The following is a 15,974-nucleotide window of genomic DNA, read 5'->3' on the forward strand; positions in this document are numbered from 1 at the left end:
TTTTTTAGTTCATACAATCGTCACAACCACTCATCTTGGCACAAATCAAAAACCCGCTCGCGAATTGCGAGCGGGTTGTGGCTTAGTTGATTGACGATGGTTGGCGTCGCTCATACTTCAATACCGGCTTACGGGCAGCGAGCGTCTCGTCGAGTCGTTTGACGACCGTCGTATGCGGCGCCGTCTGAACGATCTCCGGATTCTCTTCTGCCTCTTTGACGATTTGGAGCATCGCGTCACAGAACGCGTCGAGCGTCTCTTTCGATTCCGTCTCGGTCGGCTCGATCATGATGCACTCCTCGACGTTGAGCGGGAAGTAGATCGTCGGCGGATGGTATCCGAAGTCGAGCAATCGTTTGGCGATGTCGAGCGTACGGACACCGAGTGCCTTTTGACGTTTACCTGACAAGACGAATTCGTGCTTGCAGTATGTGTCGTACGGCACATCGAACGCGTCCTTCAAACGGGCGAACATGTAGTTGGCGTTCAACACTGCTTCGCGTGAGACACGCGTCAGCCCTTCGGCGCCCATCGTCTTAATGTAGCTGTAGGCGCGTACGTTGATGCCGAAGTTTCCATAGAACGGTTTAATGCGTCCGATCGACTGCGGGCGATCGTAATCGAGCGTAAAACCTGAATCCGCTCTTTTTACGATCGGTGTCGGCAAGTACGGGATCAAGTCGCGCTTGACGCCGACCGGTCCCGAGCCCGGGCCGCCGCCGCCGTGCGGTCCTGTGAACGTCTTGTGCAAGTTCAAGTGGACGACGTCAAAGCCCATATCACCAGGACGGGCGATCCCTAGAATCGCGTTCGAGTTAGCCCCGTCGTAGTACAGTTTACCGCCTGCCTCATGGACGACTTTGGCAATTTCAAGGATGTCCGCCTCGAACAACCCGAGCGTGTTCGGGTTCGTGAGCATGAGCGCTGCCGTGTCGTCCCCAACTTTCGCCTTTAAGTCAGCGAGGTCGACAAGTCCCCGCTCATCCGATTTGACCGTGACCGTCTCGAATCCGGCGACGACGGCCGAGGCCGGGTTTGTCCCGTGCGCCGAGTCCGGGACGAGTACTTTCGTCCGATTCATATCGCCGTTATGCTGGTGGAACGCTTTGATCAACATGAGTCCGGTCCATTCACCGTGGGCCCCGGCTGCCGGTTGGAGCGTCACTTCGTCCATCCCCGTGATTTCAGCGAGCTGGTCTTGAAGGTCGACCATCATCTCGAGCGCCCCTTGCACCGATTCGATCGGTTGGAGCGGGTGGATGTGGGCGAACCCAGGCAGACGCGCCATATCTTCGTTCACTTTCGGGTTGTATTTCATCGTACATGATCCAAGCGGATAGAAGCCGGAATCGACACCGTGGTTCCGCGTCGATAGCGACGTATAGTGACGAACGACATCTAGTTCCGACACTTCCGGCAGTTCGGCCGCCTCTTGACGAATCATCGACGCCGGTAACAGCGCCTCAATATCAACTTCTGGCACGGTCGGTGTCGGCAAGTTGTACCCGGTCCGTCCGGCACGTGACACTTCAAAAATGAGCGTTTGTTCGTGTTGCATCAGTTCGTCCCCCCAACCACTTCAATAAATCCGTCAATCTCTTCTTTCGTGCGCAGTTCGGTCGCACATAGCAACATCTGTGTTTGACGATCAGCATCATACGTTCCGAGAGGCAATCCACCGATGATGCCATTGTCAAGCAAGCGGCGTGACACGGTTTCGGCATCGGTACCGAAATCGACGACGAACTCGTTGAACATCGGTCCTTCGTCGATGATCGGGTAACCGGCCGACTTCAGCGCCTCTTTCATATAGTGGGCCGTTTGAATGTTGCGGACGGCCATGTCACGAATCCCATATTTCCCGAGCGCGGACATCGTGATCGAGGCGGCGAGCGCATTGAGCGCCTGGTTCGAGCAGATGTTCGATGTCGCTTTATCGCGGCGGATATGCTGTTCCCGTGCCTGTAGCGTCAAGACGAAGCCGCGTTTCCCGTCCTCGTCGACCGTCTGACCGACGAGACGACCCGGCAGTTTACGCATGAGCGCCTTTTTGACGGCGAAGTAGCCACACGATGGACCACCGAAACTTTGCGGGATCCCGAACGGTTGGGCATCGCCGACCGTGATATCGGCCCCGAGCGCACCAGGAGACTCTAAAATACCGAGTGCGAGCGGGTTGCTCGATACAACAAAGAGCGCACCGGCATCATGGGCCGCTTTCGCGAGCGTCGCCAAGTCCTCGACGCGACCGTAGAAGTTCGGGTACTGAACGACGAGACACGAGGCGTCCGTCAAATCGACGTCCGTCAAATCCGTCACGCCGGCCGCAACATGCGTATATTCAACTGAAAGTCCCGGTCCATCCGCGTATGTGCGGATGACGTCTTTCGCTTCCGGGTGAACAGCACCGGAGACGATGACACGTTTCTTCTTCGTATGGGCGCTCGCGAGGTAAGTCGCTTCCGCGAGTGCGGTAATGCCGTCATACATCGACGAGTTGGCGACGTCCATCCCCGTCAGTTCACAAATCATCGTCTGGAACTCGAACATCGCTTGCAGTTCACCTTGTGAAATTTCAGGTTGATACGGCGTATACGCCGTGTAAAACTCAGAACGGAGCAACATATGGTTCATGACGCTTGGCGACAAGTGATCGTACATGCCGGCTCCTAGAAAACTCGGATGTGATTTCGTGTGAAGGTTCTTCTCGGCAAGCTTCGTCATGTGGCGGACGAGATCGACTTCTGGGAGCGGAGCGCCGATGGCAGATAACGATGCCGTCTCCCGGAGCGTGGCCGGGATATCTTCAAGCAAATCTTCGATCGATTCGACACCGATCGTCTGGAGCATATCGCGTTCGTCTTGCTCGGTCATCGGTAAATAACGAAATTCCATTCTGTTCATTCTGAATCCCCCTGTATCATTTACGTTTATAGAACGGTGTCGGCACACGTTCGGCTTCTATTTGTTTGCCCCGAACTTCGACGATGAAGTTTGATTGTTCGACAAACCGGCGATCAATCCGGGCCCAAGCGATCGATTCGTTAACGGTCGGCGGCATCGTTCCCGTCGTGACGACGCCGATCGTCTCGCCGTCAAACAAGACGGGCGCACCTTGTCGGGCAATCCCGCGGCCGAGCAGCTTCAAGCCGATCAGACGGCGCGGAATATCTTCTTTTTGTTTGACGAGGGCATCTTTCCCGACGAAGTCGGTATCGAGCTTGACCGCAAAGTTCAAGTTGGCCTCGAACGGCGTCACCGTCTCGTCTAACTCATGCCCGTACAGCGGCAGACAAGCTTCAAAACGGAGCGTGTCACGTGAACCGAGCCCGCACGGCGTCACTTGTTCTGCTTCGAGCGCAGTCCAAATCTTCGCGACATCTTCGGCCCGGGCGTATACTTCGAACCCATCCTCACCTGTATAGCCACTCCGCGAGACGATTGCTGGCACACCGGCAACGTCGCCGCTCAAAAACCGGAAGAACTTGATCTCATGTAGCGGTAAGTCCGTGATTTGTCCGAGTACTGTTTCTGCAATCGGACCTTGGATCGCGATTTGACCGTACGCATCCGATTCATCGGTCACAGTGACGTCCCCTGATACGTATCGACGGACGTGGGCCACGTCTTTTTCAATATTCGAGGCGTTGACGACGAGCCAATACGCGTCTTCATCGAGCCGATAGACGAGCAGGTCGTCGACGACCCCGCCGTCAGGTAAACAAAACAAGTTGTATTGCGCTTGCCCGATATTCAGCTTCGAGACGTCATTCGTCACAAGACGTTGGACGTTTTCGAACGCGTCCGGACCTTCAATCCGAATTTCCCCCATGTGCGATACATCGAACATGCCAACCCGCTCCCGAACCGCTTGATGCTCTTCTTTGATTGACGAGAACATGATGGGCATCTCAAACCCCGCAAAATCCACCATCTTCGCCTTCGTAGAAATCAGGTCGTACAAAGGCGTACGTTTCAACGTTAACTTCTCCATAATATCCCCCAATCCCGAACGTAATTAATCCATTTGATGAAATATTTCGTTTTCTATTCCACTCTATCAATTTTTTGACGCGCTGCCTAGCAAAAATGGGCAAAAATAAAGAGGATTGAAAACGAAAACGTTTTCATCCTCATTATTTCATATTTCAGTCTCAGTGGAAACGCCTGAACGATCGATTCCAGCGGTCCGCTTAATTTCCTTCGTAAGGCCGACCGTTGCCTGTTTCATTTCGAGCGATTCGTCTTTCACTTTAACCGAATAAGCCTTCATTTGCTTCACCGATGCGTTGACCGTGTCGATGTGCTGTTTGATCTCACCGACCAAGCCTTGAATCACATTCATTCGAATCGTAAACCGTTCTGTCAACCGTTTCACACGGCGCAGATCGGTCTTCATTTTGTTCCGATACAATAAAAATCCGTATCCACCTAGCCCGACGAGTGCGAGCACGATAATACCAAGATTAATCCAAATCATCTGTCTTCCTCCTTCAACCGATCTAGTTCACAAGCAATCGCTTCCGAGCTCAATGAGGCGTCGATTGTCACATCGGCGTAAGCGTAAAGCGGACGCCTGCGCTCGTATAGCGCCTCGACGCTCCTTTTACCAAGTTGCACGAGCGGGCGGTCCGAGTCTTTAATGCGCCCCCAACACAGTTCGAACGGCAACTCAAGGGCAACGATGCGCCCATGACGCCGCATCCATTCGATATTTTCTGAGCGCTCGACGATTCCGCCACCTGTCACGATATAGTCCGCATGAACGTTTCGAAGCATCGCCGTCTCTTCGGCCCGAAACGCGCTCTCACCGTGTCGGGCGAAATAAGCAGGTAAACCCATCCCAAGATGCCGTTCGAGCGCTTCATCCAAATCGATGACATGATTCGATTTTTCAAGATATCGTTTTAAGCTTGATTTACCTGTACCCATAAACCCGATGATGTAAAACGGTCTAGTCATCGAAATAAATCACCTCTTTATGCTTTTCTCCCGTCTTCAACCGGATCTCGACCTCCGTCGTACCTGGCCCGAGCGGTCGGCAGAAAATCGTACCGGTCGGTTTGACGATGATCTCTGCTTCTGTCTGGCACGAATGTTTGGCGACCATGAGATGGGATTCGAAGCGAATCGCCAAAATTTCGAGCGTCAGACGTTCCGTGCTTCGTTCGATATCAGTATACCAAAACAAAGCTGCAGCTAATAGCCACGTCAAGAGGACTAACGTAGAGATGACGAAGAACCCGAGCGCATGCACATCACGGACTTCTCCCGCGGGCCGATCGAGTCGGTCCACTGAATCCGGTAGCCGTTTCCTAACGGTTCGACGCGATAACCATCGATTCCTCTTATAAATAACAAGTTCCCTCCTTCTTCGCCTACCATGACTAAGTTCCGATTGATCTGCTTGAGCGTCCACGTCCACGTCGTCTCATCGGGTCGAACGTACGTACCGACGAGTCTACCTTCTCGCACCTGACAGTCACGACTGTCGAACAGTTTGCGGACGATGAGTTGTGGTGTCGTGTTCACTTGACCGCGCGGTTGTTCGTAAAACGCCTCCCCGAGCGCTAAAAAGTGGACGAGCAGCCCGATGAACAAGGGGAGCAACAATAATGTGAACGTCATCTCGAGCAACGTGAAGCCACCCTCAGAGTGTCGGCAGACATATGTCTTGTTCACAAATTTCGACTTCACCGCTTGGATCGGCCGCATCGAGCAACACCTCCCCTTGAAGCCGTTCATAAGTCCGAACCGTCGCCTCGAGACGCTCCACCCGCTCCGTACCCGCCGTAACGAACGGCGCAATCACACCGACCCATCCGAGCAGGAGGGCTAGACTTAAACAAACTTCCCAAAACGTGACGCCTTGCTCATCCTCCCCCACTACGGATCACCTCCGGCTCATACGTGCCCATCCTGAACTTCAACGTGACCGCGACTTGGCCCGTGTAAAATTTCCACTGCCCGGCATACGTCGCCGCCGACTTTGAAAAGACGATTTCGTTCGTTGCCGGCAGGCTCATCTCGACACCGTCGGGAACGACGCCTGAAGTGATCGACGTCGTCCCGCACGTGATGTGATACCGCCGTTCTTTCATGTACCATCTCAAGCGCGGGACACATTTTTCATCGGCGGCCACATACGGATACTGGCCGACCTCGGCGATGTCTTGGACGAGCGCCTCCGTGAAGTCGATGAGCGCGAGCCGGTCCATCGAACGGACGGTAGGCGTCGCCACTAAAAGGAGTAGCGACAGGACGACGAGTACCCAAGCCATCTCGACGAGCGTATAGCCGTCTTGTCTCATTTCAGCGCCAACGCACCTGTGCTCGGCGTGTACGTGTACGTCATCGACTGACAGCTATATTCGAGCGGATTCTCGGTCGAAGCACGTTTGATGACGGCGAGTGATTCTGGATACGCCTTATGTTCCGCATAGTATAAATTGATTTCAGATTCGACAATCCGTACGCTCCCTTCACAGCTGACGCTATCCGCCCGTGACTTCCCGTCCGACATAGACGGGACGAGTAGCAGCAACAAGACCGAGATGATCAGTAACACTGCCGCCATTTCAACGAGTGTGAATCCTTGCTCTGCCTGACAGTCTGATTTGAGTTTTGCCACGATAATTCTCCTCCTCATAGTTGGGCCATAATTAGTTTGACCGGCAAATAAATCGTATAGAACATCATCGTCACCATGACGGTCAAGAAACCGTACAAAAGCGGCTCCGTCTTGGCGATCAGTTGCTTCCAATACAGTTCCATCTCTTCAAAGATCAAGTCTCGATGTAACGCCATAATCAATCCGAGGTCTCCACTCACCGTCCCGACCCCGAACAAGCTGACGACTTCATGATCGAGCAGACGTTCCTCTCGGGCCGCCGCCTCCAACTCGATCCCGCTAGACATCCGGTCATGGATGCGCCGGGCGATTTGCGCCACTTCCCCGTCCCCGTGAGAGAGACGCTCGATGACGTGACGAACCGAAATTTGCCCTTCACTCAGTAAGGACAGTTCGCTGACAAACAAATACGTGATATACAGTCGTCTTCCCCGCTCGACGAATCGGATCGGGACGGACCGGCCTCGCTTCACGACCCAATAGCCCCAGCCACCTGTCAAAACGAGCGCGACGAACAAGCCCGGGAAAAAACTTCGTGACAAGAGGATGGCGCTGATTCCGTCTAAATCGTCGACCTGCACCATCGAGAGCAATTTCGGAAAGATGTACAGCGCATAAATGGCACCAAGCCCTAAAAGCATCGTCAAGATGACGAGCGGATACCTCGCCAGTTGTTTTAACTCTTGCTGCAGGCCTCGACGCATCATCGATAAGGCAAGTACTTGTTCTAGACCTTCAATGAAATGATGTCCCCGTTCCGCCGTGACGAGCATGTCTCGCATACGCGCATCCGTGACGAGTTCTGAGAATACGTCGGCGAGTGCCAGACCACTCTCGAGCTTTTGCCGCATCACACGAATCAGTTGTTTTTGCTTCCCCCGCTCATGCAGCTCGAGCGTCTCGAACGTCTTTTTCAACCCGACCCCTCGTGCTTGCAGTCGCAGGAAGCGCCGGATCGTGTTCAGCTCCCTACTGGAACGGACATCGACCATGAGCAAGTCACCTCCTCTCTCCGCTGCAACACACACCAATGGCGCGGCACCTCTACTTTGCCGATCAACTGTTCGAGACGGCGTTCACCGTCTTCGATACTCGCCGTATGAAACGTCGCGATCGTCAAATGTCCGCTCAGTGCCGCATCATGCGCGACAAGCAGTTCTTCACTCGTCCGCACCTCCCCGACAACGATGATATCCGGGTCGGCTCGCAACGTTTCTTTCAACAAACGTCTATGATCCAGTCCTGCCAATACATTCACCTCGAGCTGGATCACACCCGTCAATTGCTGTTCGGGAGGGTTTTCGATCGTCACGATCCGGTGGTTCTTCAAACTTTCAAGAAAAGCATAGAGGACTGTCGTTTTTCCGGCCCCCGTCGCGCCACCGATTAAAAACAAGCCGTGCCGCAGCTCAGCCATGCCTTGAAAACGCAACACATCCACTTCAGATAACAACTCTTGAAGTTGGAACGAGACGTTCGGCAGACGCCATGACATGAGCACATCAGTAAATGACGGCAAAAACGTGACCCTGATCATTTCTTCGTTTCGATCATATATCCCGGATTGCGGAACCCGATGATCCGTTTCAGCGAGCGAACACCAATATTTCATATGTAATGTGAGCCGTTCGTAGTCTGGACGTGGTATCGTCTCAAGCTTTGTGATCGACGTCCCGTGACGCGCCTGTGCGATAACGGCGTCTTTGCCTGGCATGAAATGGACATCGCTCGCCTCGAGCCGTCGCGCCGCTTTAATCAATCGATCAATCACCAGTTTCATTGTCCCCACCTCATAAATGAGCATAAAAAAAAGCCCACTCTTAGGAAAGTGGACTTGTCTTATGAAACGTTTACCGAAGTCAAATCATGGCGGCGGGCATACGTCTCGATTGATGCCTTGTCGTAGCCGACAATGACTTCTTTACCGTCTGTCAAAATCGGGCGTTTCAACAGCTTCGGATTTTCGCTCATCAACTTCAGCAATTCGCTCAGTTTCAATTCATCGACGTCAACGTTGAGCTGTTTGAACGCTTGACTTCTCGTTGCTAGGAGTGAATCGACTCCGTCTTCGCTAAGTGCAAGTAGCGTCAAGAGTTCGTCTACCGTCGGAGCGTCTCGGAAAATATGGCGTTCGTTCACATCAAGTTGTTGCTCTTGTAAAAACGCTTTCGTTTTTCGACACGACGTACAGCTTGGATACGTATAAAACATAAGTTCACTTGCCACTTTCAGCGCCTCCTTTTATTTGACAACCTGTTCCGTTCAATGTTTGTAAGTTGATTATACAACCTATTCCGCTTTTTGTACATAGTTTGTACAACCTTTTTTGAATTTTTGTACAACTTTATATAACATATCGATTTCACATATTTTTCACGATTATTTTGCTCAATTCACACGTTTTCATAGCATTTTTCTGAATGTGTTGGTAAAATAGTGAATGAGAATGGAATAATGTACGTATGGGGGGATTAACATGGCGAGAATGTTCCGTGTCCTAGGCTTTTGGACTGGGTTGATCGCGGCGCTGGCTTTCGTGGGCGCACTCGGTGGAGATCAAAGCAGTAGCGAACATACTGGTGACTTCGTCGTAATGGGTCTTGTCTTTTTAGCTCAAACAATTTTCTTTGTCGCACTAGGCTACTTGAAACTGACTGAAAAAACGTATGTATACGTGTTCGGCGCTTACTTGACTGTTTTCTTCGTCGTCTTCACGTATTGGAGTAACTTCCAAATGTAAAAAAAGATTGTCTCTCGTTGAGACAATCTTTTTTTATGTTCACCGTTCAAAAAATGGATTTGAACGAATTTCAGCTTCGAGTGTCGTCTTCGGTCCGTGACCTGAATAGAGCACCGTCTCGGCCGGCAATAATTGACGCATCCGATCGATCGATCCGAGGAGCGTCGATTGGTCGCCGCCGAATAGATCGGTCCGGCCGACCGATTGTTTGAAGATCAAGTCCCCGCAAAAGGCAACACGTTCGCTCGGGATGTGCAATGTGACACTCCCCGGTGAATGACCCGGCGTGTGATGCAACTCGATTGTAAACGCACCAATCTCTAGCTTCTTACCTTGATAAGTTCGTTCGGCCGGTCGCATCGATGAGTGGGGCAGATGGAACTTTGCCGCCCCGTTCTTTTCACCGTCGGCGAGCCATGACCGCTCGGCTTCATGAACATAGACCGGTACCGGATAGCGATCGCGCAGCGCATCGATGCCGCCGATATGGTCAAAGTGGGCATGCGTCAACAAAATGGCGTTCAATCCGCCGAAACGTTCCACCGCCTCAAAGAATTTCGGGTCGTCCGTGCCCGGGTCGACGATAACGACCGTTCCGTCTTGTTCGAGCACGTATCCGTTCTCTTGGGCAAGGCCCGATGTGATTTTTACAATATTCATCTAGAACACCTCCACAACCATTCTAAACGATATTGTGGCAAAATTGTAGCGGTGGCAACCTTTGCTCGACAGCGTGTGTTATTTCGGATAAAATAATAGTGATATTTCAGTGAAATTTTTATGAATTTCATGACGTATAATAAAGGGGGAACTCGTCATGCATTTGTATGAGCCATTTGGATGGATTTCACTCATCGTAGCACTCGTTGCACTTTGGGGGATGGCCCGTTCATTCAAAAAACGCCAATTCTTTCCACTTGCGTTTGCCGGAATCACCGCGCTCGTCTTTGGATTCTTTGGCGTCGCAACATTGATTTTCGGTGGAATCCCAGGTTAATGTTGACTTACCACGAAGACGACTGCGGTCGTCTTTTTTTATTCCGTAAAAAAAGCGCTGACGTTTAACGGTCAGCGCTAGCTCTTGATTATTAATCGGTTTGTTCTTTAAAGCGAAGCAAATCCGAATAGATCAAGTCATCGTTCATTTGCAGGATTTTTTCGGCTTCTTCCGTGACCGGTCCGCAAAGTGTCGTATCTTCAACCGCTTCTCCAGTCGTCGCATCGTAACACATCGATTGCGTCCACACGTAATCGTCCGTGACGACCGTGCCGTCTCGGAAGATGGCGCGACTGTTGCGGTCTTCAGCGAACAAGTCGTTCCCAAACCCGACCAAGTCCGACGTATCGATGCCGAGCAAGTGCAGGAGCGTCGGCTTCATGTCGATATGACTTCCGATCGTCTCATGGACTTCGCCTGTTTCTTGGCCCGGCAAATGGATGGCGAACGGTACTTGTTGAAGTTTCGCCACATCATACGGCGTCAACTCTTCTTTACCGAGCAAGCCGGCCACCGCGTCGTTATGGTTTGTCGAAATGCCATAGTGGTCACCGTACACAACGAAAATCGTATCTTCCCACATCCCGTTCTGTTTCAGTTCGTCGATGAACAGGCCAAGCGCATAGTCTTGGTAAGCAAGTGCCTGCGGGAAGTTGTTAAGCGTCGTCGAGTTCGTCTCGAATTTCGGCACGAGTTCGTAATCCTCGCTCGGCATCGTATACGGGAAATGGTTCGTGAGCGTGATGAACTTCGCATAGAACGGTTGCGGGAGTTCCTCGAGCATCGGAATCGATTGTTCAAAGAAACTATCGTCCAACAAGCCCCACTCCGTCATGTCCTCAGGATTCCCAAGGTCGTAACTCTTCTCATCATAGAACATGTCGACGCCGGTGTTCTTGTACATCAAATCGCGGTTCCAAAACGATTTGTTGTTCGCATGGAACACGGCTGAATAATAGTTCTCTTCTTTGATCAGTTCAGGAAGAGCTTGGTACTCATTATCGGCGTTCGTGAAGTAAACGGCTCCACGTGGCAGGCCATACAGCGAATTGTCGAGGGCGAACTCGGCGTCTGACGTTTTCCCTTGCCCGACCGTATGGTAATAGTTTGGCCAGTAATGGGACTCTTCGATCAGCTTGTTCAAGTTCGGCGTGATATACTCGCCGTTCGCGGCTTTCATATTGTGCGTGAAGTTTTGTGTCGACTCGAGCGAGACGACGACCACGTTTTTACCTTTATATTTTCCGAACAAATCCGGATTCGGCGCCGCATAGTTTTGGCGGGTATACTTTTCAATCTTGGCTAACTCCGACCCATCGGCCATCGCTTTCTGCGCGGACGTCTTCGTTTGAAGCATCGCGTCATAGACGTGGAAATTGAACGTCCCGATGTTTTTGACGAGCAGCTCACGGTCGAACGAACGCGTCAACAGTTCAGGGCGTTCCGTCTCAGCAAGCGACAAGTTGAACAAGAACACGGCGACAGCTGCCACGAACGTGATGAGCGCCCGGCGGTGAGACGCGGCGGTTTGCAACGTATTGATCTTCCATAGTACGAACGGCAAGACGAGCACGTCCCCAAGAATGATCAAGTCTTTCCATTCAAGCAGTGATATGAATGAAGTCGACAGCGTCTCCATGTTCGACGGTTGCAAAATGACAGGCATCGTCAAGTAGTCCGTAAACTCGCGGTAGTAGACAGCGTCCGCGAACAACAGGAACGAGGCGACCGCATAAAGGGTGTACAGCACCCACTTTTGCTTATTTCCTTTAAAGAAGAAACTAAAAGCGAACAAGAACAAGGTCGAGCTGATCGGACTGATCAGCAAGATGAATGCTTGAGCTGTGTTTTCAATCGGGATGTTAAAGAAAAATTGGTAAACTACGTACGTCTTCGTCCAAAGTAATAAACTAAATATCCAAAATAACCGATATTCTTGAAACGAAGCGCGGACCGTTTCATTCAGTCGCATAGTCAGCTTCGATAAGCTTTGAGATGACTTCATCTGACGGCCTCCTCCTCTTTTCAGTTTTAAGACGTCCTCAAGCAGGATGCGCCATGAATAAGTTCAATAACATGTAGTTGGATTGTTATCTATTTCACTAACGGTAACAGTCCAGTATCAAGTCCAAATCTTACCCCTTTTTTAACAAAAAATCAACCACACCTTTACAATTCCCTTTGTACGTCAAAAGCACACATGCGAGATCGCATGTGTGCTTTACAGGTTAGACTCTAGTCGGCAAAAAATGTTTTCGTGCCAGCCAAGCGCAGCCGATGACCCCGGCGTCATTCTCGAGTTCGGCAATTTTGAACGTCGTCGACGTATATACCCGTTCAAGGGCAAACCGCTTAAATTGTTCATCGAGCGGCTCGAGCAAAGCTTGTCTCGCTTTTGAAACGCCGCCGCCGATCACGATCATTTTAGGGTTCAACGTGTTGGCGATGTTTGAAATCGTCAACCCAAGATATTCCGTCATCTCTTCAACGACTTCTGTCGCGACCTCGTCTTTCGCTTTATAGGCTTCAAACACATCGCGAGCCGTCACTTCACCTAACTCGTTCAATGACGTCGTTCTCCCTTTACGCTTTTGTAAGGCGAGACGGGCGATACCGGTTGCTGAGGCGATCGTCTCGATGCAGCCTTTGCGCCCACATCCACACATGACCGCTTTCGCCTCGTCGCGCTCGACCGTGATATGCCCGATCTCACCAGCCATGCCGGACGCCCCATGGACGATGTTCCCGTTCGTGATGACACCGCCGCCGACACCCGTACCGAGTGTGATCGCGAGCAGTTCAGACGCTCCTTCACCGGCGCCTTTCCACATCTCACCGAGCGCGGCCGCGTTCGCGTCATTCTCGAGCACGGCCGGCAATCCGACTGCTTTCTCGAATTCGCCGACGAGCTCAAAGTTCTTCCATCCGATGTTCGGCGAGTATTCGACGACACCTTCTGAGAAGTTGATGAATCCTGGAGCTCCGATTCCCGCACCCGCAAAATCTTGCTTCGCTTTTCCGGATTGCTGAAGGTACGCTTCAAACGAGGCGGCGATATCAGTCGGGATATGTACCCCATTATCACGGATGTCCGTCTTGATCTCCCACTTATCTGAAATGATCCCGTTCATGTCCAAGACGGCCATTTTCACCGTCGTCCCACCGATGTCGATTCCTAATAACCACTTCATGCATTCCACTCCTCGTCTCAAATAAATCGCTTTCATCCAATAGTCTACACTATAAAACCTCTTGTGCAAACATTTGCACAAGAGGTTTTTCTGTCAATCTATTGAATTTTTTAGTTCATGCGTCAGAATAATCTTTGCCGTGTCATACTCGCGCTGTTCGATCATCCCACCGGCGTTCAATTCGTCTAACTCCATCATCATGAGACCGATCTCGGCGTCACGCTCTCCGATGTAAATAATCGTGCCAAACGATTTTAAAAACTGTTGCACGTCATAAAAGTTTCTCATTATTATTCCCCCATCGCGGTCAATACGTAGCGATACAGCAACGCTCGTGTCGCCTCGAGCGATGTTTGGTGCGTCCGCTCATAGCTGTGGCTCGACTCGATCCCAGGACCAATGAGCGCATGTCTTACGTCATAGCCGGCCCGGATCGCAGCTGATGCGTCCGAACCGTAGAACGGATAAATGTCGACTTTGAACGGAATGTCGTGGTCGCGGCAAAGCTTTGTGAACTGACGACGCAACTCGAGATCGTACGGTCCTGAAGAATCTTTGGCACAGATCGATACAGTGTACTCGTCCGAGTGTTGCCCGTCCCCGAGCGCCCCCATATCAACTGCGATGTACTCGTCAACTTCGTCCGGGATCCCGGCGTTCCCGCCAAAACCGACCTCTTCATAGTTCGAAATTAAATAGTAGACCGTATGCGGCAAGTCCGCTTTGACCAAGTCACGCGCCAAATCGAGCAGGATGGCGACCGACGCCTTGTCGTCAAGATGACGCGATTTAATATAACCCGTCTCCGTCTGTTTGAAACGGGGATCGAACGAGACGAAGTCCCCGACTTCGATTCCTAACGCTCGGACGTCGTCCGCCGTATGAACGTCGGCATCGAGACGTACTTCAATGTTCGCCGCCGTCCGCTCGGCACTGTTCGTGTCTTTATAGACGTGCACACTCGATTGATGGACGAGGATCGTCCCGTCCACTGCCTCGCCCGCTTCGCGATGGACGAGACAGTTCTCACCTTCGATTGCGGTCCAAGCGTAACCGCCGACTTGCGTCAGCCGCAAGCGTCCGCTCGGCAACACTTCCTTCACCATCGCACCGAGCGTATCGACGTGGGCGGTCAAAAGACGGGCCGGCCCGCTTTGTCCAGGAAACTTGGCCAACAATGCACCTTTTCTCAACCGGCTCGTCTCAACCCCGAGGTCCGTGAGCTCACGTTCGACGTAACTGACTGCTTCGTGCGTCATTCCAGAAGGACTCGGGATCTCTACTAATCGTTTTAACGTATCAATCATGTTGTTACTCCTTTGTCATCGATGATATCCGAGCCAGTATAGTGTCCCGGTCAATAAAACTGCCAGCGCCGTGAACAACAGGCGCCATTTTTTTGTCGTTTCATCAGGTAATCCGACCACGCCCGCCATCAAAAATCCACCGATGAGGCCCCCGGCATGGGCCGAGTGGTCCAAGCTGGCACCGAGGACGAAGGCGAGCCCTACGTTTAATCCTAACATAATAAACAGCGGTGGGCCGAGCGTCTTCATGAACAGCGAGCGGTCACGCAGTCCGAAATAGAGCAGTGCGCCGACGAGACCGAACAATGCGCCGGACGCCCCGGCCGAAATCGCCTCACTGAACGCGTAGGAGGCGGTCGACGCGATGACGCCCGCCAACAGATAGATCGTCAAGAACCTCGGTGACCCATACATGCGTTCGACGAGCGGGCCGAGCGACCAGAGCGCGAACATGTTGATCGCAAAATGAAACCAGCCGATATGAAGGAACATCGGTGTGACGAGGCGCCACCATTCGCCATCGTCGATGAGCGGATTGACTTTGGCGCCGAATCGGATGAGCGTGTTCGGATCGAGCGTCGAGCCGAGCGATTCGGCGAGCCACATGACGACAAACGTCAACATCATGAGCGCATAGACGAGTTGCGGTTCACCGAATGAGAATCGCTTCTTCAGTTCGGCTTTTCGCTGTTTATCGAGCGCGAGCGCGAGCGACCGAAACCGGGTCTCATCTTGTTCATCGCCACACGCGTGCCTGTCGAGTCTCACCTTGGCCGCGACTTGGAACGACAACGTCTCAAGTCGCTCCTCATCGACGAGAGGGTCGCCGTATATATGAACGTGAAGCTTCGCACGCCCGAGTCGTGCGAGTCGGAACGAGCTCATGACCGCCTCGATCTCGATCGCGACATGGTTTGCCCACGCCTTATCCGTCTTTATGTACAGGTGATAGAGGTCTCCAGCTTTCGTGTCGAACAATAGCAGCGCGCGCGAAGGCTCGAGTATACCTTCGACCCGACCGCCCGCCTCGACCGCATGGTAAATGTCTTCCCAAAAACATCCCGGTTGCGTCAACTGAATCCCCTCCTTTCCTTCTGTCTTAATTGTA

General features: G+C 52.1%; 21 protein-coding genes. 2 read left to right on the forward strand and 19 right to left on the reverse strand.

The genetic code is table 11. The features are described from left to right. Positions 1-82: 82 nt before the first annotated feature. The 13 genes from gcvPB to EVJ20_RS04965 form a co-directional block, all read right to left on the reverse strand. Positions 83-1,558, reverse strand: coding sequence for an aminomethyl-transferring glycine dehydrogenase subunit GcvPB (gene gcvPB, locus EVJ20_RS04905; RefSeq protein ID WP_070327045.1), 1,476 nt, complete (start codon positions 1,556-1,558; stop codon positions 83-85). Next, positions 1,558-2,895 (reverse strand): aminomethyl-transferring glycine dehydrogenase subunit GcvPA, encoded by a 1,338-nt coding sequence (gene gcvPA, locus EVJ20_RS04910; protein WP_131464900.1) that lies wholly within the window; start codon positions 2,893-2,895, stop codon positions 1,558-1,560. The genes gcvPB and gcvPA overlap by 1 nt, the downstream gene beginning before the upstream one ends. A gap of 25 nt (positions 2,896-2,920) precedes the next feature. Then, positions 2,921-3,994, reverse strand: a complete 1,074-nt coding sequence (gene gcvT / locus EVJ20_RS04915; protein ID WP_131490372.1) for a glycine cleavage system aminomethyltransferase GcvT — start codon at positions 3,992-3,994, stop codon at positions 2,921-2,923. 147 nt (positions 3,995-4,141) lie between these two features. Then, a complete protein-coding gene (locus EVJ20_RS04920) occupies positions 4,142-4,480 on the reverse strand; it encodes a hypothetical protein (protein ID WP_131490373.1) in 339 nt (112 codons plus the stop codon). After that, positions 4,477-4,962: a shikimate kinase gene (locus EVJ20_RS04925; protein ID WP_236633366.1), complete on the reverse strand. Its 486-nt coding sequence runs from the start codon at positions 4,960-4,962 to the stop codon at positions 4,477-4,479. The genes EVJ20_RS04920 and EVJ20_RS04925 overlap by 4 nt, the downstream gene beginning before the upstream one ends. After that, positions 4,955-5,257: a hypothetical protein gene (locus EVJ20_RS04930; RefSeq protein WP_070327042.1), complete on the reverse strand. Its 303-nt coding sequence runs from the start codon at positions 5,255-5,257 to the stop codon at positions 4,955-4,957. The genes EVJ20_RS04925 and EVJ20_RS04930 overlap by 8 nt, the downstream gene beginning before the upstream one ends. Further along, positions 5,221-5,715: a hypothetical protein gene (locus EVJ20_RS04935; RefSeq protein ID WP_161568088.1), complete on the reverse strand. Its 495-nt coding sequence runs from the start codon at positions 5,713-5,715 to the stop codon at positions 5,221-5,223. The genes EVJ20_RS04930 and EVJ20_RS04935 overlap by 37 nt, the downstream gene beginning before the upstream one ends. After that, positions 5,651-5,887, reverse strand: coding sequence for a hypothetical protein (locus EVJ20_RS04940; RefSeq protein ID WP_070327040.1), 237 nt, complete (start codon positions 5,885-5,887; stop codon positions 5,651-5,653). The genes EVJ20_RS04935 and EVJ20_RS04940 overlap by 65 nt, the downstream gene beginning before the upstream one ends. Beyond that, a complete protein-coding gene (locus EVJ20_RS04945) occupies positions 5,874-6,311 on the reverse strand; it encodes a prepilin-type N-terminal cleavage/methylation domain-containing protein (protein WP_131490375.1) in 438 nt (145 codons plus the stop codon). The genes EVJ20_RS04940 and EVJ20_RS04945 overlap by 14 nt, the downstream gene beginning before the upstream one ends. Next, complete coding sequence (locus tag EVJ20_RS04950) at positions 6,308-6,631, reverse strand: prepilin-type N-terminal cleavage/methylation domain-containing protein (RefSeq protein WP_083273936.1); 324 nt, start codon at positions 6,629-6,631, stop codon at positions 6,308-6,310. The genes EVJ20_RS04945 and EVJ20_RS04950 overlap by 4 nt, the downstream gene beginning before the upstream one ends. Before the next feature lie 14 nt (positions 6,632-6,645). After that, complete coding sequence (locus tag EVJ20_RS04955) at positions 6,646-7,623, reverse strand: type II secretion system F family protein (protein ID WP_131490376.1); 978 nt, start codon at positions 7,621-7,623, stop codon at positions 6,646-6,648. Further along, complete coding sequence (locus EVJ20_RS04960; protein WP_236633685.1) at positions 7,593-8,411, reverse strand: ATPase, T2SS/T4P/T4SS family; 819 nt, start codon at positions 8,409-8,411, stop codon at positions 7,593-7,595. Before EVJ20_RS04960 ends, EVJ20_RS04955 begins: the two co-directional genes overlap by 31 nt. Positions 8,412-8,470: 59 nt before the next feature. Further along, a complete protein-coding gene (locus tag EVJ20_RS04965) occupies positions 8,471-8,842 on the reverse strand; it encodes a Spx/MgsR family RNA polymerase-binding regulatory protein (RefSeq protein ID WP_016510368.1) in 372 nt (123 codons plus the stop codon). A 265-nt stretch (positions 8,843-9,107) separates the two neighbouring features. On the opposite strand from EVJ20_RS04965, the gene EVJ20_RS04970 reads away from it, so the two are divergent. After that, a complete protein-coding gene (locus EVJ20_RS04970) occupies positions 9,108-9,371 on the forward strand; it encodes a DUF2626 domain-containing protein (protein ID WP_070327035.1) in 264 nt (87 codons plus the stop codon). 39 nt (positions 9,372-9,410) lie between these two features. Here EVJ20_RS04970 and EVJ20_RS04975 read toward each other — a convergent pair whose 3' ends face one another. Next, positions 9,411-10,031, reverse strand: coding sequence for an MBL fold metallo-hydrolase (locus EVJ20_RS04975; RefSeq protein ID WP_070327034.1), 621 nt, complete (start codon positions 10,029-10,031; stop codon positions 9,411-9,413). Between the two features lie 157 nt (positions 10,032-10,188). On the opposite strand from EVJ20_RS04975, the gene EVJ20_RS04980 reads away from it, so the two are divergent. Beyond that, positions 10,189-10,368 carry a DUF2759 domain-containing protein gene (locus EVJ20_RS04980; RefSeq protein WP_070327033.1) on the forward strand — a complete coding sequence of 60 codons (180 nt, stop codon included), beginning with the start codon at positions 10,189-10,191 and terminating at the stop codon, positions 10,366-10,368. Positions 10,369-10,459: 91 nt separating this feature from the next. Here EVJ20_RS04980 and EVJ20_RS04985 read toward each other — a convergent pair whose 3' ends face one another. The 5 genes from EVJ20_RS04985 to EVJ20_RS05005 form a co-directional block, all read right to left on the reverse strand. Beyond that, positions 10,460-12,373, reverse strand: a complete 1,914-nt coding sequence (locus EVJ20_RS04985; RefSeq protein WP_131507201.1) for an LTA synthase family protein — start codon at positions 12,371-12,373, stop codon at positions 10,460-10,462. A gap of 223 nt (positions 12,374-12,596) precedes the next feature. Further along, on the reverse strand, positions 12,597-13,559 hold the full coding sequence (locus tag EVJ20_RS04990) for an ROK family glucokinase (RefSeq protein ID WP_304984974.1): 963 nt from the start codon (positions 13,557-13,559) through the stop codon (positions 12,597-12,599). A 93-nt stretch (positions 13,560-13,652) separates the two neighbouring features. Further along, positions 13,653-13,847 (reverse strand): YqgQ family protein, encoded by a 195-nt coding sequence (locus EVJ20_RS04995; protein WP_070327032.1) that lies wholly within the window; start codon positions 13,845-13,847, stop codon positions 13,653-13,655. Between the two features lie 2 nt (positions 13,848-13,849). Further along, entirely contained in the window at positions 13,850-14,866 is a 1,017-nt protein-coding gene (locus EVJ20_RS05000) for a M42 family metallopeptidase (RefSeq protein ID WP_131490378.1), read from the reverse strand. 15 nt (positions 14,867-14,881) lie between these two features. After that, positions 14,882-15,940, reverse strand: coding sequence for a rhomboid family intramembrane serine protease (locus EVJ20_RS05005; RefSeq protein WP_070327030.1), 1,059 nt, complete (start codon positions 15,938-15,940; stop codon positions 14,882-14,884). Positions 15,941-15,974: the final 34 nt, after the last annotated feature.

Origin of the sequence: Exiguobacterium sp. SH0S1 (genome assembly GCF_004337165.1) — a bacterium.
In the GTDB taxonomy this organism is placed as follows: domain Bacteria; phylum Bacillota; class Bacilli; order Exiguobacteriales; family Exiguobacteriaceae; genus Exiguobacterium; species Exiguobacterium aurantiacum_A.